Origin of the sequence: Streptomyces sp. NPDC051563 (assembly GCF_044454225.1) — a bacterium.
Classification (GTDB): domain Bacteria; phylum Actinomycetota; class Actinomycetes; order Streptomycetales; family Streptomycetaceae; genus Streptomyces.
The window spans coordinates 105,561-131,541 of the sequence record NZ_JBITDL010000019.1 but is presented as its reverse complement, the minus strand read 5'-3'; the positions used below and the strand labels follow the sequence as shown (position 1 = coordinate 131,541).

Here is a 25,981-nt window from a genome sequence, read left to right as displayed (position 1 = left end):
GTTCACCACGGTGAGTGCTCCGTCCCGTACAACGGGAAGGGGTCTCCGCCGTAGTCCACCGGAACGGGGCTGGCCCGATGGGGGCGGTCCCTCGTGCCCCACGCGCTGACGACGACGCTGGTCAACGTCGGGCGGCGTCCGCCGAGATCCTCAAGAAGGCGGATTTCCTCGCGGGTGAAGTAGACCGTGCCGGCGTCGCGGCCGTGGGCGTCGGACCAAGCCAGGGTCTCGTCGCCTGCCCGGCTCTGCACGTATCCGTGGGGGTTCCGCACGTAGCGGGCAGCCGCCTTCAGGACCAGCGTACGAACGAGCCGAGGGACCGACGCCTCCGGCCAGTCGCGACCGTAGGTCACGGCAAGGTCGGAGGCGTCTTCAAGGGCTGCTGTGGCGATGCGCGCTTCGTCGTCGTCGAGGTCCCAGTCCAGCCGGGCTTTGAGCGCGTCGAGGGTGGCGTACGCCATGAACTACGCGTTCGCCGGGTCGGTCTCCGGCTTAATGCCGGTCGGGGTCCACACCTTGGCGTCGCTGATGCCCGTGATCTTCGCCAGTTCGGAAGCCGCCGCCGGGTAATCCGACTTGCCGTCGAGCTGGAGCTTGATCCCGCGCACGAAGTGCTCCTGGGAGCTGATGATCTCCTTCTCGGCTACGTCGTCCCAGCCGACCAGGACGTCGGTGACGCTTCGGAAGCCGTTGTAGGTGTTCACGACGGAGCGGTCCTGGAGATACAGCGAGTCGTAGTCGCGAATCCAGCGAAGGGCAATGCCCTCGAAAGAAGTCGTGGCGCCGTACGGAACGGACTGCGGTACGGAGGGGGCGCCCGAAAGGAAGATGAAAGCGGAGGATGCGAATGCGTAAGCCGTGTCTGCCGGAATCGTCTGGTCGACGACGATCCTGAATCCGAAGCGCTCGCCAAGAGTGGCAGTGCGAAGTGCGGACTCGGCGATGGAGTCGCCTACGTTCTGTGCCAGGTTCAGCTTTTCGTCGGTCAGAAGTGCCGACTCGAATTCGCTGCCGACCAGGAGGTAGCGGCTCTCCTCCGGAGCGTGAAAGCGGTTCAGGACGCGGCGAGCCTCGATGAGGGCACCGCGCAAGTTCTGCTGGACGTTACCGATGGTGACGTTGTAGTTCTGGCCGGTGAGGGTCTTCACGGCGCGCCGCTGAAGGCCGCGGCCGACGGCGCGGACCTGCGGGCGCAGGAGCTTCGACCAGTCGGTGATGTCGAAGTCATTCTGCTCGTCGGTCAGCTTCACGGCTGAGTAGGAGTTTCCGCCGAAGGTGACGGCGATCTTGCGTTCGCTGTACTCGTCGAACTGGATCGGCTGCGACCGGTCGTTTCGGAAGGCGTAGTCGTGGAAGGGGAGGACGCCTTCAACCTTCACGGAAATGGTGTCATTGTCCGCGCCCTTAAACTGGTCAACACCTTCCTTGCGGAAGAGATTGGGAATGATGAGCTCCTGCTCAAGCATTCCCACGGCCGTGTTAACGAGCTTCTGAGGCTTTACTACCTGGTGCTGAGCGGTGGGCAAGTGATGCAACTCCGGGGGCATAAGGAAACCCCCGGTCGCGTGACGCGGGGGTTAAGGGGAACGTTTGTGCAATGCGTTAGCTGCGGCGGAAGCGCCGAGCGAGAGCGCGGGGGTCCATCTCTCCGTCGTCATTGTCGGACGGCGTCAGGCCGCCCCCGAGCTGCTCGGGCATCTTCGGGGCGAGGAGAGCCTGCAAAGCCTTGGCATCCGCCTCCAGCTCCTCCACGGTGGTACCGCGCAGACGGCTCGTCAGCTCCTGGGGCAGGTCGTACTTCCGGGAGACCTGGCCAACGGTGAGTGAGTGCTCCAGCTCCGCGTTCTTCGCCGTTACTTCGGCGAGGGCCGCTTCGAATTCCTCAGCGGTCTTGGCATTGCCGAGCTGGGCTTCGGCGTCCCGGAGTCGGGTGCGATAGGAAGCGGCCTCGCCCCGGATCTTGCTGAGCTCCTTGCGGGCCCATTCTGGGAGCTCGTCCTCCGGGGTGCCGGCCGGTATTTCTGCGGACCCAGCTTCGTCGGGCTGCTGTTCCTCGGTCGGGGCAGGGGGCTGTTCGGACAGGGTCACGCCTCCGGGGGTGTGGGGGTTGTGCGCCGCGCCTCCTGGGCTGCGGCTCGTTGCTTCTGTCGAATAAAACGCCGCCAGGCGCTCACGGCGCTCTTGCCTGTGTGGCCCTTGGTGACCTGTGGCCACTGGGCTTCGTACTGTCGCGACAGGGCCGTCAGCGCGCTCGACTGGTACTGATCCCGGTTCCAGACCGGCATCGCGTAGCAGTGACAGCGGTCGTGGTAGCGGTCGCCATCGTTGAACGTGGCGGACTCGCGCGACTTGTAGACAGGGCCCCGACTGATCAACATGGCGCACCAGCCGCACGGAGTACCCGTGCGGGAGAGGCGCACGTAGCCGAGAGCCCGGCCGTCTCGTCGCATGTGATTCCAGGTTGCCGATCGGCCACCGTTCATCGCCACCCGCCCAGCCGCAGCGGCCTGTTGGGACCCTGACTGGCGATGTGCGTCATCGCGCTGCCGGTCAGCATCCCGGGCCGGCTGCCGGTCGTCGATCGCGGATACACGGCGGCGCAGGTTCTCAGTCCCGAGGGCCTCCAGGACCGTCCGGACCTCTTCCTCCGCCTCTCTTTCGATGCGCTCCTCATCTTCGTTTAGACGATCGAGCTCCTCGACGAGCACTCGCTCCCAGTCGTCGCCTTCTTCGTCGAGCACCTGCTCCTCATCAAGGTCGGGAGCCGCCTGGGCTTCCTCGTCGGTGTGGCCTGACTCGCGGCCGGAGCCAGGCGAGGCTTCCCCGGGCTCGCCGGTCGCGGCCTCGCCTGGCTCTGTGCGGGGTGGTTCGTGGGGGCCGGCCAGCGCGGCGAACTCGCGGCGGAGATCGCCGAGGGTGACGTATGCAGGCTCGGGGTGATACGGGTCGGCCACCGTCGTGCCCGTCTGAAGCGCACGAGCCAGGCGGTAGTACGCGCGGGCCAGGTCGCGCGCCTGGCGCCTCCGGCTCATCACGAGCGTGATCGCCTGGCGCAGCCAGCCCCCGGCAGTCGCCCCCCGCTGCACGACGGGTACCGCGGCCCACAAGGCCAGGGCATCCGCCGTGGTCGCGGCGCCGATCCGGGACAACGCCACGCTGTAGGCGACGGACACCTCTTCAGACTCCGCCTGCCTCGTATCCGACATCAGGCGGCTTCCGCGTAGGTATCGCTTCGAGAATCCGTAGTAGCGCGGGTGAGGGCCGAAGCGAGCTGTCCGACGGAATCTTCGTCCTCGGCCAGCTCCTCCCAGTCCTCGAATTCGGTCTGCGTGACACCAGGTACGCGGCGCCAAAGTCCCTTTGCGGGAATTCCAAGCTGTTCACGAAGCTTGCCCAGCGCGTCCGCGGCCTGGGCCAGAGAGCGGGACTCCATATCCCGCCAGATAACATCGCCCTGATAGTCCTCGGCGCCCATGTGTCCGGAGAGCTCGGCGGCGAGCCGAAAGACTCGTTCCCAGCTTTCCCCGAAGGCTGTCCGGAACTCGGCGATCTTTCTACTCAGGGAAGTTTCCGCAGCCAGAAGGGCTTCAGCGCTCAAGTTGGCTATCTGACCTAGAAGGTGATGCGGTGGGGTTTGGCTGACCGCGGCAAGATGCCGGATGGACATATCGACGCTGTCGATGAAGCCGCCGAGCGGGGTTTCATCCAGGCTTCCAAATTTGACGTCAGGATCCTCGGCGAAAAGGAATCGCCTGGCGTTGTGATTGATCGGAAGTGGTATCGGATTGCCCTGCTCGTCGAGAGTAGGGTCACCGGTCTCCGGATCGCGCTGGATAGGTGGTGCCATTCCCGTTGCCGTGCGCACCTTTACGCTGGCATAGGTCTGAGCGACGAGAAGATCGAAGATCGTTTGATTGATTCGATCCTGTAGGCAAATCATCGGCTCAATGACACCGAGCGTGCGGCCTTCGAGATCGACAAGAGCCGCGAAGCGGGTTACGGGGCACTCGCCAGCGCCATGCCGACGGGCGCGGGACACGGTGATGCTCTTGGCGTCGTCCAGGCTCTTGAAGCTGACCGTGAACTCCTCGCGCGCATCCCACATCCGGGCCCGGCCCAGGGTCTCGGGGGATGGCCAGGCGATCACCGTCAATGCCGCATGCGGAACGTCGTCGTTCGCCGGGTCTTCGAACAGGGCGGCCGTCTTCAGGGCGGAGAGGCCCTTCGTTCGGACCCGGCCCGCGGAATCGCGCTCGGTCACGGTGAAGCTGTGCCCGTACGTCAGCGCACCCCGATAGACGGCTGCCTGTCGGGCGTCAAGCCGAGACCGCTGCCAGTGTGCCCACTCGTCCGAAGTGGTTTCGGCCTGGGCGGGGAGGCCGCCCGCGACCATTCCCGGCCGAAAGCCATCGACGTACAGGGCCTGCGCGGGGGTTCCGACCAGCAGGGGGAGCCAGTTGGAGATGGACCGCTTGGCGAGCAGTCGGTACTCGTCATCCGCCATGGCCGGCATGTAGGGGTCGGCGTGGCGGCCGTGGAGGTAGTCGTCGATCCGCCGTAGGCGGTCACCGTCGCGATTGAGGATCGCGAGGAGCTGGCGTGCGAGCGCAGTGGGGGAAGTCGGCACGGCCACGCGATCACCACCTAAGTTACACTCTTGCAAATTGGTTAAAGGAAGAAGCCGCGACCGGTCCTCTTGCGGACCTTCTTGCCTCGGGCGCGCAGGTCGACCAGGGCCTCGTGCGCGAGCATCAGCGCGGCGTAGGCGTCGACCTTTTTGGGCGATTCCCGGCCCTCTTTGCCGAACGAGATGCCGTAGTTGTTCGTCCTGCGGCGTGCGTTGAGCGCATGCCGGCGGAGTGTGCGGTCGCCGTCGTGAACTAGCTTGCGGTCGAAGATGGAGCGCATGAGGCGCTCGTGCGCCATGGTCGACGCCTTCAGAGACGCGCGCATGTCCCAGCCGATGGCGTCCTTACCGGGAGCCTTCACGGCCAGGCCCTCGCCGTAGGCGTCGGACCACTCGCTGATGTAGCTCTCCCAGAGTGCTACGTCCGCGTAGTACGCCTTCACGTCGAACGCGCGGAATGCCTCGTGCACAGCGCTGTCGACCTGTGCCCGGGGAACCGTCCAATCGTCGCCGCGAGGGCCGTCGGGCTTCTCCCAGATGCCGAGAATGCAGGCGTACATGTCGGTAACGCGCACTGCCACGAGGCAAGTTGAGTCGTCGCGGAGGCCGCCGTCGAACCCCAAAACGATCTCGTCGCCGGGCTGGAGCACCTTCGAGTCGTCGCGTAGGACGTCCCACTCGGCCGGGCCGAACAACGCGTCCTCGCTGGCCACGATCTGGTTCAGCCACATGCGCCGCGAGCGGCTGGGTGCGATCGTCGTATCGAGGATCGACTGAAGGATGGTTTCGACCCGCAGCCAGATGGCGTCACCGCGGATTTTCGGCAGAACGATGCGGATAGCCTCGGGCGTCAGGGGCGTCGCGGGGTGGGCCTCGATCGAGTCGTACATGACGCCGATGTCCGCTGCGCGGCCGTCGAGGATCTTCTCGAACGCTTCGCGCATCTTCTCCGCGACGCTGTCCTCGCCGGGGAGGAACGCGTTCGTGATCGCCAGGTACCGGGAGTCCTTCTTCGTGGCGTTGCCGTCGATCGTTTCGTACATGCGGTCGCCGTTGTTGCCCGTCACCCAGTGGTGGGTCTCGTTCAACACGGTGAAGGTGACGCGCCCGCCTTCGAGCGCGCGAAAGCTGCTGGTCACCGCTTCGAGGCGCTGCCGGCCGCCGTTCGCGCGGATCAACTCCGCGCCTGCTTTGATGCCGTAGGTCGAGATCAGCTTGTTCGAGATCAAGGACGGCATCAAGGTCATGGTGTTGCGGGTCTGATCGCGGCTGACAGCTGCGATCTGAACCCACGCCTGGGGGTGCGGAACGCCAACGGGGTGCCCGTTTTCCCAGTGAGAGAAGCGCGAGGGGCCGACGAACTCGACGAGGGAGACCACGGCGAGGAGCGGGTCCTTGCCGGTAAGCCCCAGCCCTTGAGGCGCTGAAGGACTCCCTTGCGGTAGATGAAGCGGCCGTTCTCGTCGACCGCGTACCACCACAAGACGAAGCGGAGCTGCTCGCGCGTGAAGCGCCAGGGGCCGCCGTCCTCGGCGTTGAGGAACTCTGCGGCCCAACCTGCGATCTGCCACCCGAGAGTGTGCTCGGGCAGCTTCCAGGAGCCGTCGGGTTCCTTCTGCCAGGTGGGGCCGAGGAAGCTCGGTTCGAGAGCGTCGATCTCTTCTGCTGTGAGGGCTGGGATGGGGCTCACCTCCCCTCGGTGGTCGGTCCGTCTTGCGTAGGCGGGACCTCACTAGGCGAGCCCGAGATCCTGCCTGTAGTCGGCGATGGCGAGTACCGCCGCGGATTGCACTTCAGGTTCCGGCTCGTGCAGCTCCACGCGCACGCGGCGCCGGTCCCCCTCGGCGACGAGCAGCCTCTCGAATGCGCTGTAGATCGTCTGGAGCATCTGGCCGCTACGCTTGCCGGCCTTCTTGTAGTACGAGAGGTCTTCGCACAAGGAGAAGGCGAGCGCCCAGTCTGAATCCTGGTAGAAGTCGGCCTGGCCGCTCGTCTTGAGGGAGTCCCACAGGCGCTTCGCGATGGGGTGCCAGGAGCGATCGGCATTCGGCACCTTCGTGGGCCGTGCAACGCCTCGCGTCACGGGCTGAACATCGCTGCCCTTGCGTTCGCGGGGGCGAGCAAGGTCTGACTCGCGGTTGGGTACGGGGCCGGACATCTTGCTCACCTCCAAAGAAGTCATGGGCCCCCGAGGGGAGGGTTCCTCGGGGGCCGGCGCGGCTCGACGGGCTCATGGCCTGGAGCTCTGCGCGGTCACAGCAGGCCCGGGTGGGCCTCGGTCCGACGGAATTTGCGGTCATGGCGTCTGCGGCTGGCCGCCTTCGCGGCGGCTCCTTCGCGGGACGACTTGGCCCGGTGATGCCACCCGCAGAGCGATCTGAGGTTGGCCTCGCGGTGGTCGTCACCGGGCCGGACGTGGTCTACGTCGGTGGCGGGCTCGACACAGCGCACGCCGTACTGATCTCTGGCTGTGCAGCGATGGCCGTCCCTGACCAGGACGCGGCGTCGGAGCTGCGGCCAGTTCGGCGGCAGGCGAAGCCTTCGGTCAGACGTAGTCCAGGACATCAGCCTCCTACGTCAGGAATGACGCAGCGGCGAACAGGAGCTGCGACAGGCGCCCCCGGCAGGGGGCAGCGGCGAAGGAGGCTTCGAAGGGTGGGCGCCGGAGGCGCCCTCGGAGGGAAGCCCCAGGAGGCTTGCCCCTCTACTCATATATACGGAGGCAGCGGCGAGTTCTGGAAGCGACCAGGTGGTGATCGCAGTCACACTATTTCTATGACCCCGAGGGGCACTATGCGGTCAACTCTTGCATTGGAGTCACACTCTGTCATACGGTGCGGAGCACAGAACGTAAACGACCCCGGTCGGTGCGCGAACACCAGGCCGGGGTCTTCACCTAGAGAAGAGACCTCTAGATGCGAGTGCATCGTAACCGGCACGCCACCTCCTTCGTGGTCGTGCCCAACGCCGCCGCACGCCACCGCGGCTTGTCCCTCACAGCCCGGGGCCTGCTTGTTACGCTCCTGTCCCTGCCGGACGGTACGCGGGCCACCATCGACACCATCACCGACCAGGTCGAGGAAGGCCGGCGAGCCGTCGCGAAGGCGTTCACCGCGCTGGAGAGCGCGGGGTATCTGCGGCGGGAACGCGGCCAGGACCCCGAGACCGGGCTCTGGGGTACCCAGTCCCACATCTCTGACCTTCCGATGGACCGCATCCCGGCGGCCGGTGATCCGAATGCTCGGCGCGTCGGCGATTCCCCCAAGGGGATAAAGAACCAGGGAAAGAACCTCCTCCCCGTCCCGACGCCGCAGCAGGCCGATGAGGCAGACGTCGAGGAGGAGGAAGAAGCCTCCGACACGACTAACGACCACGCCCCGGCTGACGCCGAAACGGGCCGGGCCGCCGCTGCGCTTGCCCACCTCGGCGGGATCGAGCCCCGCCTGAAGCTGAGCACAGCCGAGGTCCTTCGCTTGGCACCGCTCGCCGCCGTCTGGCTGGCGGAGGGCCACAACGCTGCGAAGATCACCGCCGCGCTGATGGCCCGCCTTCCCGAGAACGTCGACTCCGCCGCCGCGCTGATCTCCTACCGCCTCAAGAACCAGATGCCCGAGCGGCCGGCCCCGAAGCCCAAGCCGCTTCCGGACACCCGTGACCGCTGCGAGGTCTGCCGGGCACCCTTCCCGCTCGGCCGCCACGGTGAAGTGTGCGCCACCTGCAAGGCAGAGCTCGACCGGGCCGCCGCGCTCTTGGCGGGAACCGTGCCCGCCGAGCCGGAGTCAACGCTTGATGACCTGGCCACCGCCCGGCAGGGCCGTGAGCGCTGCCGCGCCGCCATGGCCGCGTGAGGGGCGAAGTGATGACCAATATGCAGATGCCCTGGTACGCCAAGGCCGTCTTCGTCGGCGGCAGGCCCCTTGTCTTGGTGGCAGCCCTCGTCATGTCCGTACCTGGCGAAATCCGAATGGCAGAGATCGCTGGCTGGCGGGGATGGGTCACCTGGCTCATGCCGGTCTGTGTCTCCGCCTATGCCGCGTGCGCCGCCGTCATTGCCACCCAGCGCCACCTTGCCAAGGCCCCGGGCCGCGTCACTGCCACCATCGGCGCCGGGGTTGCGCTGGCGCTGGCACTGTCAGCTCAGGTCGTGGCCCACCTGATCGACCGTGGGTACATGACGACCTCCGCTCTGCTGGTAGCGGTCGTCTCCTCGGTGCCGCCGCTGGTCGTGGCACACATGCTGCACATGGCAGCCATGCCGGCCGAAGAACTGGCGGCCTGGGACCGGGTGCGGGAAGCCGAAGAGACGACTGCCTACCTGGCGGGCGAACTGGCGGAGGCGCTCGACCTGGCAGGCCGCCAGCTCGTCTCGAAGAGCCACGGCATCGCCAACAGCTACGAGGAACTGACAGAGACCGTCGACGAGCTGACCGCCGACGCCGCCGGCCTGGTCGACGAGATCGCGGAGGAGCTGGCGGAGGCCGCCGCCACGGAGTCGAAGCCCCACCGCCAGCGGGCCCAGAGGAAGGCGGTTTCCCCCGGCGTCGTGAAGAACACGATCGCCGCCATGAAGGCCAGCGGCGAGAAGGTCACCGGGCTCACGTTGGCGGAGCGCCTCGGGTGTTCCGAACGGTCTGGATATCGGTATCTCGGAGAGGCCCAGGCTGCGTAAGGCGGCATTGTTCAGCACGGCTCGCGGCCCGTTTGCCCAGGTGGCAGGCGGGCCGTCGGCCTGTGAGCGACCCTGGAACCGTGGCGGAATCCGAGCTGCTAAGACGTGGCGGTCCGCGTGCGCGTATACCGGGGGTCACCCCCCACCCCTGCCCGGCTCCCGCCTCCGGCTGTCCGCTGCCTGTGCGCTACCCTCCGCGCGTCGTGCAGGCACTCACCCCCCGCACCCCCCAAGGCAGACAGGCGCCAGCCTCAGGACATGGCGGGCAGGGCCCGGGGGAGCGGCAGGATCGGGCCCGGAACGGGCCTCACAGCGCCACTCAGGCCCCTTCTGCGCAGGCTTGAAACACGCTCTGACCTGCGACTTTAGGGTTGGATTTGCAAGAGTGTGACTACTGCCCGTAGTGTTCTCCATGTCGCCACCACGGAACGCCAGTCGCAAGGCAGGCCGGACGGGGTGGGGGCGGCACTCGAAGCGAATGCAAGAGTTGCGAAACCGGGCTCCGATCTACTAGGTTCGGACCCAACGCCAGACCGGGAAGTCGAGAACGGGCCGCATGAGCGGCGCCGCCGATGGAGCGGGACGGCGGATCGCAACAAGCGAATGTAAGAGTTGCGAAACCAGGTCGAGGCCCGCTAGGGTCGGAGCCAACGCCAGACCGGCCCCGCCGGAACGGCACACACACTCCCCGCCTGCTGGCCTACATGCCGCTGAGCGGACAGTAAGACCACCGTCCCGATACCGCCGAGAGGCAGGCGTCGGGGGTGAAGGAAGGGCGACCCCGGCCCGGATGAGAGCGCGACCGTAGGTAGGGCATCCTGCCGCTTGATGGAAGCGCGATCGGACGGCATCGAGAACCCCTTCGGGTACAGCCACCCCAGGTGAAAGGAACGCTGCCCGTATCGACCTATCCAGTCGGTAGCAGTCGGGCGCCGGTCTTCTCGGCTCAACTCGCTGTGCTGCCCCGTGGGATGCCCTGCGGTGCGGTGTTCGGGAGGTCGAAGGATTCGGTCGGCAGGAATGTAGTTGGGGCGCTAGGGCTCACCGTCCATCGGACGGCCGGAAACGGACCGCGAACCTCGAAAGTGAGGCACGCGGACTGCGCGCTTTGAAAGTGAGGCGAGCGGAGCGTGGACGGCAGAACGGTGGACGGTGAACGAGGCGTCGAGTGAGCCTCACCCAAATCACTCGAAATGAACATCCGGCCTGCTGGCCGGGCCTCCCGGACGCCTTGGGCGTAGGTGCGAAGCCACCGGGGGGCGCTGAAGCTGCCCCGATTGTAATAGTTGAACTAGGTCGGGGCGGTTGAAGCCGCAGTGCAACCCGCATTGCGGCTCGAAGTCGGGCGCCTGCCCGGCCTGCGACGGGAGTCAACATGGCTGTGAACCTCTGTAAGGACCACCCGCTCGGCGACCTCTCCTTCTTCGAGATGGCCTGCAACCTGAGCGAGCGCAACTTCGCGATTGCCTACGAGCTGGACGGCACCCGGCGGAAGCTGAAGGGCGCGTCCGACGCGTTCGAGCTCCTCCGCGAGGTGATCAACGACCTGACCACGGATCACGGCCTGGAGGTCGCGGAGCTGGTCGGGCTGCGTGACCACTACAAGGGCGAGGCCGGACGGTGGGAGGGGCTCTACCAGGAGGCCGACCGTGAGGCCGGCCAGTTCCGCGGGAGCGTGCGCGACCAGATCCTGGCCGCGTACCAGGCTGATGAGATTTCCAGGGATGCCGCCAGCGGGATCCTGGAGTCGCTCAAGCTCTCCCCGATCGTCGATGAGTATCGCGCCGAGGTCACCATCACCATCACGTACGAAGGGCTCCAGAGTCGCGATGGTCGCGACGTGATCGAGGCCGCCGTTCGTGCTGCGGTGGACGCCGATGCGCCGAACCTGCCCGGGTTCGTCTGGGACTGCGCCGACGTCCGGGTTGAGGGCGTAGAGCTCGAAGAGTCCGACGTCATCTGAGGTCTCAATGTAAGAGTGTAACTAAGTGGGCGCCCCTGCCGCGCTGAAGGCAGGGAGGGGCGCCCGTTCCAACCGAATCGCGAGGACCATGTACCGCAGTCTCGACGCCCCAACCGAGGACACGCTGGCCGAGTACGCGGCCCGACTCGATGACGCGTACCGCTCATGGCCGTCCTGGTACACGGGGAAGTACGCCAACGAGGACACTCCGACCCACGTGGAGATGTTCACCTGGCACGACGACAGCTTCGGATGGATCGGCGACAAGTCGAACTTCGAGGTGGCCCGCGACCTGATCCGCACGGCGGCTGACGAGGGACGCACGGACACCGTGGTCTCCGACGAGCAGGTGTATGACTGCGGACGCGGTACGAGCGCCTGGGACTACGCCCAGCTCTTCGTCCAGGTCTACGAGGGCGGCTGCCCCGAGGACTGCCCTGGCATCCACGCCGAGGAGTGCCGGCCGGGGTGTGATCCCGGCCTCGACTTCTGCCACGGAGAGGCGTGCGAGGGCGACTGCCGCAGCACCCGTACGTACACCCCGGCCTTTCGTGCGGCCGTCGCCTTGGCCCTGTTCGTCAAGGACGATCACCCGTTCCTGGACGAGGACGACTACTACGACCAGCGCCGCCAGGTCTTCGAGGGGAACCTCGACGAGGCCCTGGAGGACGTGAAGCTGCACTACCCGTACGACTCCGAGGCAGATCACCAGAGCATCGTCGAGCACGCCTCCGACTGCCTGTGGGACCTGGAGTTCCAGGACTCGGACGGCTGGGCTGACTGGGACGGCGTGCGAGACGCGTACGACCACGGCCGCGGTGAGCACTTCCTCGCGCTGGGTCGTGACTTCCTGCGCAACGAGATCTCGGGGCAGCTCGCCCTCATGCCGGCCTGACCTCTCCCCTGAACCGCCACCCCTCCCTGCGCCTCCCCTCCCGGGGAGGGGTGGCTCTCCATCCGAATGCGAGGACACATGCGCACTGCCACCCGCCCGTACGAGGTCCGTGTCTGGAACGAGGTCGCCGACCTTCTCGGACTCTGGGAGATCCGGCGGACCGGCAAGGACCGATACGTCGTCACCTACGACCACCGCGAGGAGACCCGGTTCGACGACCGGGACGACGCCCTGAGCTTTGCCCGCTTCGGCGCCGAGGCCCTCGTTGAGACCTCCCGCCGTGACTGCCTGTGCGAAGGCGATCCCGACTGCGGGTTCTGGGAGCCCCATGGCATCTCCGTTCAGGAGGTCAAGCCCGAGCTCTCCCTCATCACCCCGCCCCTGCTTTGCCTGTAGACGACCCCACCACCACCGGAGTGACACACATGCGTGCCTTCAAGCGCCTCACCCTGCCCTTCATGAACCGCAAGGGCATGCCGGCCGACCCGTCCAGGCTCCGTCGCCTCCTGAATCCCTGGGGTGTCATGCGTACCCACCGTGACAGCACGGTTGTCGCGCTGACCATCGCGGCCGACATCGTCGGCGCCCTGGAAGACGAGCTCTACGTACTGCGGACCGCAGCGGATGACCTGGTGGACCTCCTTGACGACGGCATGCTGGCGTCCGGCATCGCCGAGCACCTGAACTGCGGGGAGGTCGAGCGCCTCGCGGACTTCCTCAAGGCCCACGACCAGTTCCGTGCTGCCGAATTGTGGCTGGAGTGCCACGCCGAGAGCGACGACGAAGGCGACTCCCACTACAAGGGCGAGACGTCTCAGCTCGCCCTGACGGCCTGAGGCGGAGCGATGGTCGAGTGTGACTTCTGCGGCCTGCCCGGCGCCCGGTGGCTCTACGTCCCCCAGGACCGGGCCCGCGTCGCCCTGATGACCATCGAGGGGGTGGTGACGCCGCTCCTGAATGATGGCCGGTGGCGAGCCTGCGAACTCTGCGCACACCTCGTGGACACGAACGGCATGGCTGGTCTCGTAGCCCGCTGCCTGTCCACCCTGCGGATGCTCGGAGCACCCGTACCGGACGGTGGTCCGGATCTTGAGCACATGGCCATGGTCGTCATGGCCAACTTCGCGACCGTGCTGGTCGGCAGGCCCACCAAGGAGCCCTTGTCGGGGAGGGCCAAGTGACCTGGCCCTACGACCTCTACATCTGCGACTGCGGATACGAGCAGCCCGAAGACCACGACGGCTCGTGCGGGGCTTGGCAGCACGGCGGTACCTGGCACGACGACGGCTACCGCCTGGCGTTCCAGGCCGCCGCCCACGAGGGCCACGCCTACGTCGAGAGCACCAGCCCGCACAACGGCCGCAAGACCGTCGTCTTCCAGCACATCCAGGGTGGAGGGCTCTGTGAGCTGTGCGGCCCGGCCACTGGGCGCCGGGGCCCGTACACGCGCTCTCCGAATGACCGGCGGTTCCTGTGCGACCCGTGCGTCCGTGACCTCCAGGGCGCCCTGGACGACCTGCACAAGTCGATCGGGGCCTACCGCACACGGGAGCTGTGGCCCGTACTCGAAGACTCCGACCGCTAAGCGATCACCAGGCGAAACCTCCGAAAGGGGGTCGCGGGGCGCTGGTTTGCCCCGCCTGACGATGCCAGCCCGCATCGCGCACAAGGAGTCCCATGAAACAGATCTTCGACGCCCTCTTGCCCGTCATCCTCGCCAGCGCCGTCTGGACCCTGCTGGGCGAGAAGAGCCCCAACATCGTGCTGTTCGTGGCGTCGGTGTTCGTCGCCCACTACGCCATCAAGGGCGCGCGAACCCTCAGCGGCTACGTCCACGGCCGCGCCACCCAGAGCTGAACACTCTCCGCCGGGCCGGGCGACTGGCCCGGCGGCCCCCTTTGACAGCGAGGACCACATGACCGCCTCAACCCTGTCCATGACCGTCCAGCCGCGCGTCTGGATTTGCTGCCTGGCCTGCTACAACTCCGGCTATCTGACCGGGGATTGGTACGACGCCGACACAGGAGACCTTGTCACCCCCGAAGATCTTCATGGTGGATCAACGGACCACGAAGAGCTGTGGGTCACGGACCACGACGAGTTCCACGGCGCCCTTGAGGGGGAGTGCTCCCCAGCGCACGCCGCCGAGATCGCCGAGGCCCTTCAGGGCCTCACGCACGACGAGCTCGGCCCGTTCTCAGCCTGGGTCGCCGAGTGGGGCGACGACGTCGACAACGCCCACTGGCTCGACCGCTTCCGCGAGGAGTACCGCGGCTTCCACGAGTCCGAGGGGCACTACGCCCAGGAGTGGGCCGAGGAGAAGTCTTCCGAGGACACGGAGCGCATGACGCGCTGGCCGTGGAACTCGATCGACTGGGACCGCGCCGCCGAGGAGCTCTTCTCCAGCGGCCTTCACGCCGAGCCCGCGTACGGCGGCATCTACGTCTTCAGCCCGCGATGAACACCGAACCCTGTGTCGAGTGCAGAGCCGTTCCCGAGCTCCTCGACGAAGACCTGACCTGTGCTTTCTGCCGCATCGGCCTGTACCTGAAGGACGCCCTGATGAAGATGACCGTGAAGTTCCCCGTCGAGACCATCACCCACGGGGAGATCGAGATCGACCTCGACGTACCGGAGGAGTTCGTCGACGAGGACGGTGAACTCTTCGACGAGGACGGCCTGCGCGACTGGCTCAACGAGAACGAGAACGAGTGGTACGAGCTGGGCCCTGTCTTCGAGGAGATCCAGTCGAAGGAAGTCATCGAGATCGCCAACGCGTACCGATGACGACGAACATCCCGCTGAACGACCGGGTCAAGCACCTCGTCACCGAGCTGGACGAGGCCATCGCCACGATGCGCCAGGAGCCCGAGCCGGGCCGTACCTGGTCCTGGGAAGACGAGCACGTTGCCGGGCTGAACCTGGCCGACGCTGCCGAAGCGCTGATTCTCGCGCTCCCCACCGTCATCTGGCCGGCCGCCTGGTTCAAGGACGAGCCGAAGGCCGCGCGCCCCCCTCTGACCCTCTACGAGCAGCAGCTCGTCACCGAGCTCATCGCTCAGCTCGACCTCTGACCCCACACATCAAGTCCGCGCCCGCCCCGCCCGTCGAAGGACACGGGGCGGGCGCCCTCCAAGGGATACCTATGAGCTCGATGACCTGCCGCGACTGCGGCATCGGCCCCTACGGGGCCCAGCCCTCCAGCCTCTTCCTCTGCGATCACTGCGGGCACCTCCTCGACCTCGATACGGCCTGGTTCGACCCCGCCGAAGTAGTCGTCGTCGGCACGGACGGCACCCTGCTCCACTACCTCAGCCCGCACGCCTGCCTGACGTGGATGGACGACATCCGCGACCTCCCCACGGGCGACTGGGCCCTCGCGATGGAAGCCCTCGGCCAGTTCAAGCGCGCGGCCAAGGAACTTGCAGCCGCCCTCCGTGCCGGCCTGCCCTACAGCATCCCCGCCTGACCGATGGAGACCTCCATGAACCACCACGCGACGTTCACGTTCCCCGAGGGAGACCTCAACGTCACGGCCCTACCAGCCAAGACGGCGGAGGAGAACTGGGGAGGCACGCGGAAGCATGTCGTCTATTCCCGCCTGGCCATCAGCTCCTCGACCGACGAGGAGCAGCCCGGCTTCCTGAAGATCCGGGGGCGGTACTACCGCGTCGGCGCCCGGCGTATCCGGTCCCTTGACGAGCAGGTCAGCAGGCTGGGGCGCTGGCGATGGGACAACGCCCTGCACCGCTGGGAGTACACCAACCAGGTCGAAAAGGAGGTCGGTTGGGACACGTCCGCAGCCCGACGCCTCGGCCAGATGGTTGATGAAGCCGCCGACCGGTTTGAGGCGGAGTACCCGCACTGGCGTCGGATCAGCGAGCGCCTGGAGCTCGAAGCCCGCCTCCGCAACGCCGAGGCGCACCGCGGACAGGTCTGCGACGAGCTGCGCAAGGCCGACACGAAGATCACCGACCTCCACGCCCGGATAGCCGCCTACGCCGAGGGAACGCCGTGATCACCCTCGACTCATCCGTCAACGTCGTGGACGTGGCCTGATGTCCCTGACCCGCCTCGACACCGCCGGAGCGCTCGGCGTCCCCGACGACCTGGACCTTTCCGGCAAGACACCGGAAGAACTCGCGGAGATCGCCGCGCCCTGGCCCGCCCACTGGCTCTCCCCCCCGAAGCCCGGGGACCCCGACCGAGTCGTCAACCTCTTCGCGGGACCGGGAGGCTGGGACGTCGGCGTACGGGACGTGCTGCAACACGAGCTCGACATCGTGGGCGTCGAAATGCACAAGGGCGCTTCAGCAACCGCCTGCGCGGCAGGGTTCCGACGCATCACCGCCGACGTCCGCTCCCTCAACCCGAAGCACCCGGCGCTGCGCTGGGTACGCGGACTGATCGTCTCCGCGCCCTGCCAGTGCTGGTCACCGGCCGGCAAGCGTGCCGGACTCGACCCCCGCAATCAGGAACTGCTGCTCGATATCTTCACGGCGGCGTTCGAGGCCACCTTCGGACACTGGCACGACAGCGCAGACTGCGGCGCCTGCGAGGTGGAGGACATCTGCCTCATCTGCAACAACCCCGACTGGGACGGCTACGCGGGGTTCACCGGCCCCTTGCTCACCCTGGACGAGGTCCGCGCCCCGATCGCCGACATGACGGACGAGCGAATCGGCCTCGTCGCCGAGGTGCTGATCTGGGCGCTCACCCTCACCGCCCAGTGGGACAACCTCCGCTGGCTGGCCATGGAACAGAGCTCGGCCCTGCCCGAGCTCATCCTCGACGGACTGCGCGAAGAACTGTGGTCGGCGGACTGGTGCAGCGCGGAGTACCGCGTCCTTGACGCCGTGGACTACGGCCTCGCCTCCCGGCGCAAGCGCGTCTTCCTCATGGCGGCCCGCCACGCTTACGTCGACATGGACGCTCTCACGCCCAAGGCGCCCATGCCGGCCACCGCCGCCGCCCAGGCGCTCGGCTGGCCCGAAGGTATCCGCGTCAACACCAGAGGCTTCCGCAAGACGGCGGGCGGGAACTGCTGGTCGGCGGACAAACCCGCGACCGGCATCACCAGCAAAATCCGTGGCTGGTACTGGGAGCACGACAAGGACCGGACATTCAGCCTCGACGAGGCCGCCCTCCTGGTGGGCTTCCGCCCTGGCTACCCGTGGACCGGCTCCCGGTCGAGCTGCACGCAGCAGATCGGCGACGTCGTTGCCCCACCGATGAGCGCCGTCGTCATCGGCAGCCTCCTCTCTCGGCACTGGGAGGACCACCTCCGCCGGTACCTCGCCGACATCTACACCCCCACCCTCACCCCTGCCGAGCCCGTTCACGTGCTCGCCGCCTGACCACCCGAGGAAGAGACCATGCGCGCGAACCTCCTGCTCATGCACTACGCCCGCAGCCCCCTCGACTGCCCCGTCTGCGAGGCGGACCGGCTCACCTCCATGGCCGACGCCCGCGCCGGCATCTGCATCGCCTCCGGCGTCGCGATCGAGGACATCGACCCTGCCTCCGGATACGACCACTCCCGACGCGGATACGACCGAGTCCGAGCCTCCTGGATCGACCTCATCCGCCAGCACGGCGCCAGCGAGTTCTACGAGATACCCGACGTCGCGAAGGTCCGCGCCCGGTGGGCCGAGAAGCGGCCCGACTTCGTCGAGGGCGACGACTGGCTGACCGAAGCCTTCGAGGCCCACCGGCAGTTCATTACCGCCCTCGGCCGGCCGTGCCGCCGGACGTCCTGCGACATCCACTTCACCGCCCCGACCCTCTGACCCGCACGGAGAACCATGACCGAGACCATCACCACCACCAACGACGGCCGCTTCCGCGTCCGCCTGGTCCCCGATGAGGACGCCCGCAACCCGCGCGAGGACTTCGACCACCTGGCCCACGTGATCACCGTCGACACCCACCTCGGCCAGTACGCCCCCGTCGACAAGGACGGCGGCCCCCTGGCCGAAGCCTGGGAGCGCGTGAGCTGGAACCGCTGGAAGGGCATCGACACCTTCACTCGCTGGGCCCGGATCTTCCACAACGCGATCGTCATCGAGTCCCGCCCGGCACGAGGGCCCGTATCCCTCTGGTACCTGATGCGCGAGGACGCTGAAGACCTCGGCATGCTGCCCGAGGCGTACCTCGACGCCGAACGTGCCGAGTACCAGGCGTGGGCCGAGGGAGACGTGTACGGCTACATCGTCGAGGAGGCCGTCGATTGGCTGCGCGTTGACGACCAGGGCGCCACCATGTCTACCTGGGAAGAGATAGACGCCTGCTGGGGCCACTACGGATTCGACTGGGCGGTCACCGCGGCCAAGCAGGCCCTCGCACTGCATGTCGGTCGACGGCAGGTCGTCGCGTGAAGGCCGGGGTGGACTACGTCTGGTGCGGACCCTGCGGTCAAGGACTCCTGTACGCCGTCCCGGGCGGGGAGTTCGCCTGCTCCCGCTGCGGATCAGACATCGATGCCGACCTCGACCTGTGGCTGGACCCCGGCCACACATGGGGCGTCGACTCGGTCGGGCGCCTCTACGGTCGGCCCACGCGGGATGCCCAGTGAAGCATCTCCTCCGGCTTCGCCCCGAGGGTCGCTTCCAGTGCACCGGATGCCGGGCGGCCTTCCTGACTCAAGGTAGCGCGGACCGCTCCCGAGTGGACTGCCCTGGTGAGCACGTCGCGCACGGGCTCCTCGGCCAACGCGAGCACATCGTGTACCCGACCTGGTCGCGGGACTCTTCTTGCGCCGGGTGGGGATGCCCAGAACCCGACCCCTCCCACACCTGGCACGGCCCCGATCCGTACTGCGACGAGCCCGGCTGCTCGCTCTGCCTCCACCGGTGTGACTGCGATGTGTGCCACGGCCACGTTCGCGCACCGGGTCTCTACCGCCTCATCGACAGCAGGGAAATCTGAACATGAAAATGAAGATCCATCTGGTAACTGGGCAGCGGGTCCGCGCCACCGGCCGCGACACCCGAGGGCACACCGTTACCCGTGAGGGGTACCTTGTCGCCGATCCTCAGGTGAGGACTGCGGCTTGGGACGGCCCGCGCCGCCAGGTCTTCCGGCTTCACGTAGACGTGGACCCCAACGCCGTACCCAGTCGGCAGAACTGGGTCTCCGTTCTGTCGGGATCTGACGTGGACCTCCTGGGCGCGCTGCCGAACCCTGTCACCTTGATCGGACTGGCCGGCGCTGCCGGTTCCGGCAAGGACACCGCAGCCAAGGCCCTCGTGGCAATCGGTTGGCAGCGTCGCGCCTTCGCCGACAAGGTCAAGGACTTCCTGTACGCCGTCAACCCGTGGACCGTGGACGACGAGATCAACGGGAGCTTCCCGCTTGCCGAGGAGGTGGACCGATACGGTTGGAGCTACACCAAGTCGGCCCATCCTGAAGTGCGGGCCTATCTTCAGCGTTGTGGCACCGAGGCCGGCAGAACCGTTCTCGGCGAGAACATCTGGGTTGATGCCCTCTTCCGTGACGCGGCGGGGTGGGGGCCGACGGTCATCACCGATGTCCGATTCCCCAACGAGGCCGCAGAGATCGTTCGGCGGGGTGGCGTGGTGGTCAACGTCGTGCGGCCCGGCCAGACGCTGATTCCGGCCTCGGACCACACCAGCGAGAACGCACTTGCGGGGTGGGCCTTCGACGAGGTTCTCGTCAACGACCGCTCGGCCTACGCCCTCGGCGACAAGCTCCGGCTCCTCGCCCAGCGAATGTAAGAGTTGAACTGATGGGGTCAATGTAATAGTGTTCTCAGCAGAAGGAGGGGACGCAGTGACCAACAACCCCATCACCACCCCCGCCGTTCTCGACGAGCTGCCGGTCGGCACCGAGATCCGAGACGCTGACGGCGACGCGGGATTCAAGATCCTGGGCGGTGGCTGGCAAGTCATCGGCTACGCCTGGGCCTTGGATGCCGACTGGTTCCGATTCCCCGTCGAGGTGGTCGACCCCACCCCGGCGACGGCGGAACTTGTGGCGGACCTCACCGGCCCGGTGTCGATGCCGGCATTGAAGAGCGAGCTGCGCAGGCTCGTGGCCGACATCCGGTCCGGCGCGTCGGCCGGCACCCTGCCTGAAGTCCTGGGTCGCCTTGAGCGGCTAGTCGCTCCGGCAGGGCGCCGGTGAGGATCACCCCCCGCCGCGAGGAGGTAGACGCGGTCAAGGCCGTCCTGGAAGACCCCGGCTTCGACAACGCCGACCAGATGGCCAAGGCCCTAATCAAGGAGATCGGGTCCATCCTCCAGATGCGCGACTGGGTGGCCCTCGTCCACACATGGAGCGATGGTCACCGCGGCCTGAACTTCGCCCCCTTCGGCAACGAGGCCGAGGCCAAGACCTTCGCCTCCAAGATGGCCTTCGGCGGCACAGGACGCATCGTCTCGCTCCACAGTCCTGGCGCGATGCTGGCCAATCACGACGGCAAGAAGTGGAAGGGGTACTGCCAGCACGACGAGTGCGGCCATGCCCCCTTTACCCACTCCGCGGCCTCGGCCGCCCGAGGTGCCTGTCAGATACCCACCTGCCCCTGCGAGGGGTTCCGCAAGTAGGAACAGGAGAACGAGATGACCACCAGAACCATCGACTTCAGGGCCTGCCCCTGCGGCTCGAAGCGGGCCTACCCCGACCCCCGAGCCGCTGAGCGAGCCCTAGGCAAGGCGCAGGCCAAACGGCGCGGCGTTGCCGACCGGCGAGGCACCGGCCGAGGAGTCACCTTCGAGAACCGCTACTACGAATGCGAGCACGGCATGTACCACCTGACGTCCCTCTCTCGGGCGGACTACTTCGGAGCCGCCGCTTGAAGCCCACCGAGAAGGCGCTAAGGAACGGCTGGGGCTGGGTCCTCGGCGCCAGCGGACAAGAGTGCCGGGTGTACTCGCGCCCCGCCCAGCAGCCCCCGGCGGAGGACCCGGCGGAGATGCTCGGACGAGTCGCGAAGCTACTCGGGGTGAAGGACCTGAAGCTCGTAACTGCACAAGTTCAGCAGCTCCAAGACGAGCGCAAGCAGGCCCTGGCCTCCGCCGAAGCCGCCTGGCGAGCCGTGGACACAGCCACGCAGGTGACCTGGCGCTGATGCAGGGCGGGAGCAACCGGCTGTTGACGCCGAAAGAGGTGGCCTCGTGGCTGAAGGTCAGCGAGATCACCGTCAAGAACAAGTACCGGACGTGGGGACTGCGGCCCCAGAAGGTTGGCCGCCTCCTCCGATTCCGTGAGCGCGACATCGTCGCGTACCTCGAAGACCACTACGGGTGACGGCTCCGCCCGCCCCCAACTGAGGAGAGGAGCCACATGGCTACCGTGTTTCAGCCCTGCAAAGAAGAGGAGCAGGATCGCTACTACCCCTGCGAGAAGGCGCGCTGCGGCCACAAGTGGACCGTTCGATACCGAGAGCCGGGCGGGCGGACCGCGAGACAGCGGGAGAAGAGCTTCGCCAAGAAGACCGGACCCGACGGCGCCGACGCCTTCGCTACGAAGGTCGAGAACGACAAGGGGATGGGGGTCTACCTCGACCCCGCGCGGGGAGCGATGACGCTTCGCTGGTGGGTCAAGGAGTGGCTGGAGCGGCAGGTCCTCGCCGAAGGCACCATGCGGAACTACGAGGGCTTCGCGAGGAACCACCTCGTCCCCCATCTCGGCCGCAAGACGCTGGCCGGGCTCGCCAAAGCTGACTTCGAGAAGTTCATAGCCGCCCTCCACCGATCGGGTGAGGGCATGGCGGCCTCGACGATCAACGACCGCATGAAGTTCGTGACGGCGATGATGGAGGCCGCCGTCACCGACAAGCGCATCGCCGCAAACCCGGCTGTCGGCGTCAAGATCGACCGCGTCAGCTCGCTCGCCGTGGACGAAGACGAGATCCCGACGCTTGGCGAGGTCGAGCTGCTCGCGAAGCACATCTCGCCGCAGTACCGCCTCACGATCTACTTGCAGTCGGGGGCGGGTCTCCGAATCAGCGAAACCCTGGCCTTCGCGAGTGAGTGCCGGCGGCCCGAGTTCATCCGGGTCCGCTGGCAGGTGAGCGCCAAGGCGAACCGCGGCAACTCCCGCACCATGTTCACTCCCCTCAAGCACCGCGCCGAGGGGGAGTACCGGGACATCCCCACGGCTCCCTTCCTCGAAGAGGAGATCGACGCGCACGAGGATGAGTGGGGTGGAGTCCCGGTTGCCTTCCAGGACCGGGCAGGGGACGGCCGGCAGCTGGATGTCCTCTTCGCCCCGCGCGAGCGAGGCAAGGGGACGATGCCCACGGCCACGACCTACGGGTACCACTTCCGGAAGGCATGCAAGGCCGCTGGGCTAGTGGATGCGAGCGGCAAGCACAAGTACACCCCGCACTCGCTCAGACACTTCTTCGCCTCGACCGCACTCGCAAACGGCATCCCGATCCATGAGGTCAGCAGGTGGCTCGGCCACAAGTCGATCAAGACGACGGTCGACATCTACGGCCATCTCGTCCCAGGCGCCTGGCATCGATGCCGCGAGGTCATGCAGAATGCCATGAGGCCGGTGCCCGTACCGGTGTCGACCGAGGCGCCGAGCGTAGCGGCCGGGTACGAAGAAGTTGCGTAGGTGCTGACCTTGTTTTCCCGTGCTGATTCCGTGCTGACTTGGCCCGCTCGAAGTCGCGTTTCCGCAGGTGAGAGCCCTGCACTGCACGTTCCGCTTCAACGTGTAGTCGTTTCGTTACTGCATGTTAGCTAGTTTCGTCAAACGTGCAGGTCAGGGGGGGCGGTCTCTGATGAGTCCGACCCCCTCTGCATTCCCGTGCTGACTTGGTGCTGACTTGGAAGCGTCCCGTCAGCCCGGCTGGCCGGGCGCCAGCTTGTCGAGATCGAGACTGATCTCGAACGGAAGGGACCGCCGGAGCGTGTGGCGGAAGATTCCCGCCGGCGCGTACGAGCCGGTCGGCTCGTCGAGCTCGTAGACGTGCACGGCGGGGACGGTGTCCTCGTCCTCGATGCACCAGTAGTGCCGGATGCCGGCCTCGGCGTACTTGCGAAGCTTGACTGTCCGGTCACGGTGGGCGGATTCCGGTGAGACGACCTCAATGACCAGCTGGACGTCTGCAGGAGCGAACCAGGTGCAATCCGGGTCGTACGGCGCGGTGGTCACGACGAGGTCCGGCTCCGGACGGTTGCGGGCATCGAGGCGGATGGTCATCTCCCGGCCGACCCTGAAACCGGCTGGGGCCTGCTCCCTGAGAGCCAACGTGAGGTCGGTGACGATCTCTCCGTGCCACCAGCGCTGGGGCGACATCATGAATACGAGGGCTCCGTCGATCAGCTCGGTGTGGCGCGGTGCTTCCGGGAGGCGGTCCAGGTCTTCTGCGAACCAGCCTTCCGCGCGCGGCGGGCGCATCCAGTCGGGCAGTGCGGTCATGGCTTCACGGTAGCGGTCAGCAGCTCAGGCTGGGGAGCAGAAGGGGTCGGACTCTGTCGGGTCCGACCCCTTCGTCGTGACCGTGCTGGAGGGGGTCGGTCTCCAGCTCGGTCTGCTTGGCCAGGATGCGCAGTGCCCTATCGCGAGGGATCTTGCGGAGTTCGGCCTGCGCCTCGGGCCGGACGCAGCGGTGGGAGCATGCGGGGACACAGTGAGAGGGGGCGCGGCGGATGGGGCGCAGTGAGCGGGAGGCGGTTGCCGCGGGAGGGCGGCTGTACGAGGCGGCGCAGGCGGTGGTCGGTGACCACGGGCGGGCCGTCGAGGCGGTTCGGGCGGCGCTGAAGCCGATCTACGACACGGCGGCGGAACAGGCGCTGGACGCCATCCCGGTGGCCCGGCTGAAGGAGGTCACCGAGGGCCGGCTGAGGCTCGGGGAAGTCGAGAGGAGCGGGCTGCGGTCGATCCGGCAGGTACTCGATGCCGGTTCCTACCGGTTGCGACAGATCCCCGGCGTGGGGCAGCGGACCGCCGATCAGGTCATCGCGGCGGCACGTCAGATATCCGATGCCGTTCGCGAGACCATCGCCGTCCACATCGACGTGGATCGGCCCGAGCCGCGAACCACCTCACTCGTCATGGCCCTGCACGTGCTGGTGGAAGCGGGCCCCGATGCGCGGCGAGCCGTCGACGCGGCCGCGGCCCTCTCGGAGCGGCTCGGTCCCCTGCTGGCCGAGGCCAGGCCGGCCTCCGGGCGGCTGCGGATGCTGCTGGTGGGGCAGGCCAAGCGGGCTCGGGCAAGGGAGGCCGTTGCAGAGGTCCGCAGTCTGACCGAGGAGGCAGCGCAGGCAGGGGTGCCGGAGCTGCTCGCCCAGGCCTCGGTGGATCTGCTGCGCGGTACCTCGACCGAGGTCGCGGCCTGGGTCGACTTCGAGCTGCGTTCCGCCGAGTACTACAGCCAGCTTGCGGAGATCTCGGGCCGCCGGCCCGACACCGCCGCTGCCGAGGGGTTCCTGCCCGACGAAGTTGCCGAGCGGGTCCGCGATCAGATGCTGGACGACACTCACCGGCGGGTGTCGCTGCGCGGCTATCAGGCCTTCGGGGCGCGCTTCGCCCTGGCGCAACGCAAGGTGATCCTTGGCGACGAGATGGGGCTCGGCAAGACCATTCAGGCCATCGCCGCTCTGGCTCATCTCGCCGCCGAGGGTCAGAGCCACTTCATGGTCGTCTGCCCGGCGAGCGTCCTGATCAACTGGACACGCGAGATCGAGGCCCGCAGCACGCTGCGGGTGATGCCTCTGCACGGCCCCGACAGGCAAGAAGCGTTCGCCGACTGGAAGGGCCGGGGCGGCGTAGGAGTGACCACCTTCGACGCCTTGCGTGGTTTCCCGGCGCCGGGAGGCGGCGAGGTGGGGATGCTGGTCGTCGACGAGGCGCACTATGCGAAGAATCCGAAGACGCGTCGCTCCCAGGCCGTGACCGAATGGTCCGGGCACTGCGAACGCGTTCTCTTCATGACCGGCACGCCCATGGAAAACCGGGTCGCCGAGTTCCGCAGTCTTGTGCAGATTCTCCAGCCGCACCTGGCAGGGTTCGTCGGCGACCGTGACGGAGTGGTCGGTTCCAAGGCCTTTCGGAAGGCCGTCGCCCCGGTCTACCTGCGCCGGAACCAGCAGGATGTGCTGACCGAACTGCCCGCGCTCCAGCAGACGGACGAGTGGGAGGAGCTGAGCGCGTCGGACGAGGATGCGTACCGCGAGGCCGTGCGCGCCGGCAACTTCATGGCGATGCGCAGAGCGGCGTACGCGCGCCCCGAGAAGTCGGCCAAGCTCAACCGGCTGTGCGAGATCGTCGAGGACGCCGCCGAGAACGGGTTGAAGGTGGTGGTGTTCTCCAACTTCAGGGACGTCCTCGGAACGGTGAAGGAGGCGCTGGACGCTGCGCGGGGCACGGGTGGCGGTCGGGTGTTCGGTCCGCTCTCGGGAAGCGTGGCGCCCGCGCGCCGTCAGCAGCTGGTGGACGAGTTCGCCGCCGTACCGGGCCATGCGGTGCTGGTGGCGCAGATCGAGGCGGCGGGGGTGGGGCTCAACATGCAGGCCGCGTCGGTGGTGATCATCTGTGAGCCTCAGATCAAACCGACCATCGAGCACCAGGCGGTGGCACGGGCCCACCGCATGGGGCAGGTGCGTTCGGTCCGGGTTCACCGGCTGCTCACCACCCGCGGGGTGGACGAGCGGATGGTGGAGATGCTGAAGAACAAGACCCGCCTGTTCGACGCGTACGCACGGCGCAGCGCGGTCGCCGAGTCGACGCCGGACGCGGTCGACGTCTCGGACACGTCGATGGCCCGCCAGATCGTCGAGGAGGAGCAGGCCCGGCTTGGAGCGGTGCGCAGACCGGCGGGAGAGGCCCTGTCTCCGTGAATCCGGTCAG

At 67.2% G+C, this 25,981-nt stretch carries 34 protein-coding genes and 1 other RNA gene; 27 read left to right on the top strand and 8 right to left on the bottom strand.

The annotated features are described in order from the left end of the window. Positions 1–2 precede the first annotated feature (2 nt). The 7 genes from ACIA8F_RS23500 to ACIA8F_RS23470 form a co-directional block, all read right to left on the bottom strand. Positions 3–461, bottom strand: coding sequence for a hypothetical protein (locus ACIA8F_RS23500; protein ID WP_399381488.1), 459 nt, complete (start codon positions 459–461; stop codon positions 3–5). A 3-nt stretch (positions 462–464) separates the two neighbouring features. Beyond that, the gene (locus ACIA8F_RS23495) at positions 465–1,466 is read right to left on the bottom strand and encodes a hypothetical protein (protein WP_399381487.1); all 1,002 of its coding nucleotides are present in this window, start codon (positions 1,464–1,466) and stop codon (positions 465–467) included. A gap of 136 nt (positions 1,467–1,602) precedes the next feature. Beyond that, positions 1,603–2,088, bottom strand: a complete 486-nt coding sequence (locus ACIA8F_RS23490; protein ID WP_399381485.1) for a hypothetical protein — start codon at positions 2,086–2,088, stop codon at positions 1,603–1,605. Then, positions 2,085–3,173, bottom strand: coding sequence for a hypothetical protein (locus ACIA8F_RS23485; protein ID WP_399381484.1), 1,089 nt, complete (start codon positions 3,171–3,173; stop codon positions 2,085–2,087). The genes ACIA8F_RS23490 and ACIA8F_RS23485 overlap by 4 nt, the downstream gene beginning before the upstream one ends. A gap of 32 nt (positions 3,174–3,205) precedes the next feature. Further along, the gene (locus tag ACIA8F_RS23480) at positions 3,206–4,633 is read right to left on the bottom strand and encodes a phage portal protein (RefSeq protein ID WP_399381482.1); all 1,428 of its coding nucleotides are present in this window, start codon (positions 4,631–4,633) and stop codon (positions 3,206–3,208) included. A gap of 35 nt (positions 4,634–4,668) precedes the next feature. Next, a complete protein-coding gene (locus ACIA8F_RS23475; RefSeq protein WP_399381481.1) occupies positions 4,669–6,006 on the bottom strand; it encodes a terminase in 1,338 nt (445 codons plus the stop codon). A gap of 353 nt (positions 6,007–6,359) precedes the next feature. Continuing rightward, the gene (locus ACIA8F_RS23470; RefSeq protein WP_399381603.1) at positions 6,360–6,785 is read right to left on the bottom strand and encodes a hypothetical protein; all 426 of its coding nucleotides are present in this window, start codon (positions 6,783–6,785) and stop codon (positions 6,360–6,362) included. 799 nt (positions 6,786–7,584) lie between these two features. Between ACIA8F_RS23470 and ACIA8F_RS23465 the strand changes: the two genes are divergently transcribed. From ACIA8F_RS23465 to ACIA8F_RS23340, 26 genes are all read left to right on the top strand, one after another. Beyond that, complete coding sequence (locus ACIA8F_RS23465) at positions 7,585–8,475, top strand: helix-turn-helix domain-containing protein (RefSeq protein ID WP_399381479.1); 891 nt, start codon at positions 7,585–7,587, stop codon at positions 8,473–8,475. A gap of 11 nt (positions 8,476–8,486) precedes the next feature. Then, the gene (locus tag ACIA8F_RS23460; protein WP_399381477.1) at positions 8,487–9,296 is read left to right on the top strand and encodes a hypothetical protein; all 810 of its coding nucleotides are present in this window, start codon (positions 8,487–8,489) and stop codon (positions 9,294–9,296) included. A gap of 1,375 nt (positions 9,297–10,671) precedes the next feature. Beyond that, entirely contained in the window at positions 10,672–11,259 is a 588-nt protein-coding gene (locus ACIA8F_RS23455) for a hypothetical protein (RefSeq protein ID WP_399381476.1), read from the top strand. A gap of 88 nt (positions 11,260–11,347) precedes the next feature. After that, on the top strand, positions 11,348–12,154 hold the full coding sequence (locus ACIA8F_RS23450; RefSeq protein ID WP_399381475.1) for a hypothetical protein: 807 nt from the start codon (positions 11,348–11,350) through the stop codon (positions 12,152–12,154). A gap of 78 nt (positions 12,155–12,232) precedes the next feature. After that, positions 12,233–12,550, top strand: a complete 318-nt coding sequence (locus ACIA8F_RS23445; protein WP_399381473.1) for a hypothetical protein — start codon at positions 12,233–12,235, stop codon at positions 12,548–12,550. Between the two features lie 29 nt (positions 12,551–12,579). Further along, entirely contained in the window at positions 12,580–12,990 is a 411-nt protein-coding gene (locus ACIA8F_RS23440; RefSeq protein ID WP_399381472.1) for a hypothetical protein, read from the top strand. 9 nt (positions 12,991–12,999) lie between these two features. After that, positions 13,000–13,335, top strand: a complete 336-nt coding sequence (locus ACIA8F_RS23435; RefSeq protein ID WP_399381470.1) for a hypothetical protein — start codon at positions 13,000–13,002, stop codon at positions 13,333–13,335. Then, the gene (locus tag ACIA8F_RS23430) at positions 13,332–13,739 is read left to right on the top strand and encodes a hypothetical protein (RefSeq protein ID WP_399381468.1); all 408 of its coding nucleotides are present in this window, start codon (positions 13,332–13,334) and stop codon (positions 13,737–13,739) included. Before ACIA8F_RS23435 ends, ACIA8F_RS23430 begins: the two co-directional genes overlap by 4 nt. A 9-nt stretch (positions 13,740–13,748) precedes the next feature. Further along, positions 13,749–13,813, top strand: an RNA gene (locus ACIA8F_RS23425) — hammerhead ribozyme type II. A gap of 18 nt (positions 13,814–13,831) precedes the next feature. Further along, positions 13,832–14,011: a hypothetical protein gene (locus ACIA8F_RS23420; protein WP_399381466.1), complete on the top strand. Its 180-nt coding sequence runs from the start codon at positions 13,832–13,834 to the stop codon at positions 14,009–14,011. A gap of 58 nt (positions 14,012–14,069) precedes the next feature. Next, positions 14,070–14,615 carry an antirestriction protein ArdA gene (locus tag ACIA8F_RS23415; RefSeq protein WP_254382807.1) on the top strand — a complete coding sequence of 182 codons (546 nt, stop codon included), beginning with the start codon at positions 14,070–14,072 and terminating at the stop codon, positions 14,613–14,615. Beyond that, complete coding sequence (locus tag ACIA8F_RS23410; protein WP_399381464.1) at positions 14,612–14,941, top strand: hypothetical protein; 330 nt, start codon at positions 14,612–14,614, stop codon at positions 14,939–14,941. The genes ACIA8F_RS23415 and ACIA8F_RS23410 overlap by 4 nt, the downstream gene beginning before the upstream one ends. Then, positions 14,938–15,228, top strand: coding sequence for a hypothetical protein (locus ACIA8F_RS23405; protein WP_254382809.1), 291 nt, complete (start codon positions 14,938–14,940; stop codon positions 15,226–15,228). Before ACIA8F_RS23410 ends, ACIA8F_RS23405 begins: the two co-directional genes overlap by 4 nt. Before the next feature lie 71 nt (positions 15,229–15,299). After that, positions 15,300–15,623, top strand: a complete 324-nt coding sequence (locus ACIA8F_RS23400; RefSeq protein WP_399381462.1) for a hypothetical protein — start codon at positions 15,300–15,302, stop codon at positions 15,621–15,623. Positions 15,624–15,638: 15 nt separating this feature from the next. Beyond that, a complete protein-coding gene (locus ACIA8F_RS23395; protein ID WP_399381461.1) occupies positions 15,639–16,172 on the top strand; it encodes a hypothetical protein in 534 nt (177 codons plus the stop codon). 40 nt (positions 16,173–16,212) lie between these two features. Further along, on the top strand, positions 16,213–17,511 hold the full coding sequence (locus ACIA8F_RS23390; protein ID WP_399381460.1) for a DNA cytosine methyltransferase: 1,299 nt from the start codon (positions 16,213–16,215) through the stop codon (positions 17,509–17,511). 18 nt (positions 17,512–17,529) lie between these two features. Next, on the top strand, positions 17,530–17,943 hold the full coding sequence (locus ACIA8F_RS23385) for a hypothetical protein (protein WP_399381459.1): 414 nt from the start codon (positions 17,530–17,532) through the stop codon (positions 17,941–17,943). A 15-nt stretch (positions 17,944–17,958) separates the two neighbouring features. Next, positions 17,959–18,531, top strand: a complete 573-nt coding sequence (locus tag ACIA8F_RS23380; protein ID WP_399381458.1) for a hypothetical protein — start codon at positions 17,959–17,961, stop codon at positions 18,529–18,531. Continuing rightward, a complete protein-coding gene (locus ACIA8F_RS23375) occupies positions 18,528–18,728 on the top strand; it encodes a hypothetical protein (RefSeq protein WP_399381456.1) in 201 nt (66 codons plus the stop codon). Before ACIA8F_RS23380 ends, ACIA8F_RS23375 begins: the two co-directional genes overlap by 4 nt. A gap of 355 nt (positions 18,729–19,083) precedes the next feature. Beyond that, positions 19,084–19,890, top strand: coding sequence for a hypothetical protein (locus tag ACIA8F_RS23370; protein WP_399381454.1), 807 nt, complete (start codon positions 19,084–19,086; stop codon positions 19,888–19,890). Between the two features lie 55 nt (positions 19,891–19,945). Then, positions 19,946–20,299, top strand: a complete 354-nt coding sequence (locus ACIA8F_RS23365) for a hypothetical protein (protein ID WP_399381452.1) — start codon at positions 19,946–19,948, stop codon at positions 20,297–20,299. Then, complete coding sequence (locus tag ACIA8F_RS23360; RefSeq protein WP_399381450.1) at positions 20,296–20,721, top strand: hypothetical protein; 426 nt, start codon at positions 20,296–20,298, stop codon at positions 20,719–20,721. The genes ACIA8F_RS23365 and ACIA8F_RS23360 overlap by 4 nt, the downstream gene beginning before the upstream one ends. A gap of 15 nt (positions 20,722–20,736) precedes the next feature. Further along, complete coding sequence (locus tag ACIA8F_RS23355; protein ID WP_399381448.1) at positions 20,737–20,973, top strand: hypothetical protein; 237 nt, start codon at positions 20,737–20,739, stop codon at positions 20,971–20,973. Next, on the top strand, positions 20,970–21,245 hold the full coding sequence (locus tag ACIA8F_RS23350; RefSeq protein WP_399381446.1) for a hypothetical protein: 276 nt from the start codon (positions 20,970–20,972) through the stop codon (positions 21,243–21,245). The genes ACIA8F_RS23355 and ACIA8F_RS23350 overlap by 4 nt, the downstream gene beginning before the upstream one ends. Further along, positions 21,245–21,424 (top strand): helix-turn-helix domain-containing protein, encoded by a 180-nt coding sequence (locus tag ACIA8F_RS23345; RefSeq protein ID WP_399381444.1) that lies wholly within the window; start codon positions 21,245–21,247, stop codon positions 21,422–21,424. The genes ACIA8F_RS23350 and ACIA8F_RS23345 overlap by 1 nt, the downstream gene beginning before the upstream one ends. A gap of 36 nt (positions 21,425–21,460) precedes the next feature. After that, positions 21,461–22,741 (top strand): tyrosine-type recombinase/integrase, encoded by a 1,281-nt coding sequence (locus tag ACIA8F_RS23340; protein WP_399381442.1) that lies wholly within the window; start codon positions 21,461–21,463, stop codon positions 22,739–22,741. Between the two features lie 228 nt (positions 22,742–22,969). Here the strand turns inward: ACIA8F_RS23340 and ACIA8F_RS23335 are convergent, their stop codons facing one another. Beyond that, positions 22,970–23,551 (bottom strand): Uma2 family endonuclease, encoded by a 582-nt coding sequence (locus tag ACIA8F_RS23335; protein WP_399381440.1) that lies wholly within the window; start codon positions 23,549–23,551, stop codon positions 22,970–22,972. A gap of 230 nt (positions 23,552–23,781) precedes the next feature. On the opposite strand from ACIA8F_RS23335, the gene ACIA8F_RS23330 reads away from it, so the two are divergent. Beyond that, positions 23,782–25,971 carry a DEAD/DEAH box helicase gene (locus tag ACIA8F_RS23330; RefSeq protein WP_399381438.1) on the top strand — a complete coding sequence of 730 codons (2,190 nt, stop codon included), beginning with the start codon at positions 23,782–23,784 and terminating at the stop codon, positions 25,969–25,971. Positions 25,972–25,981 lie beyond the last annotated feature (10 nt).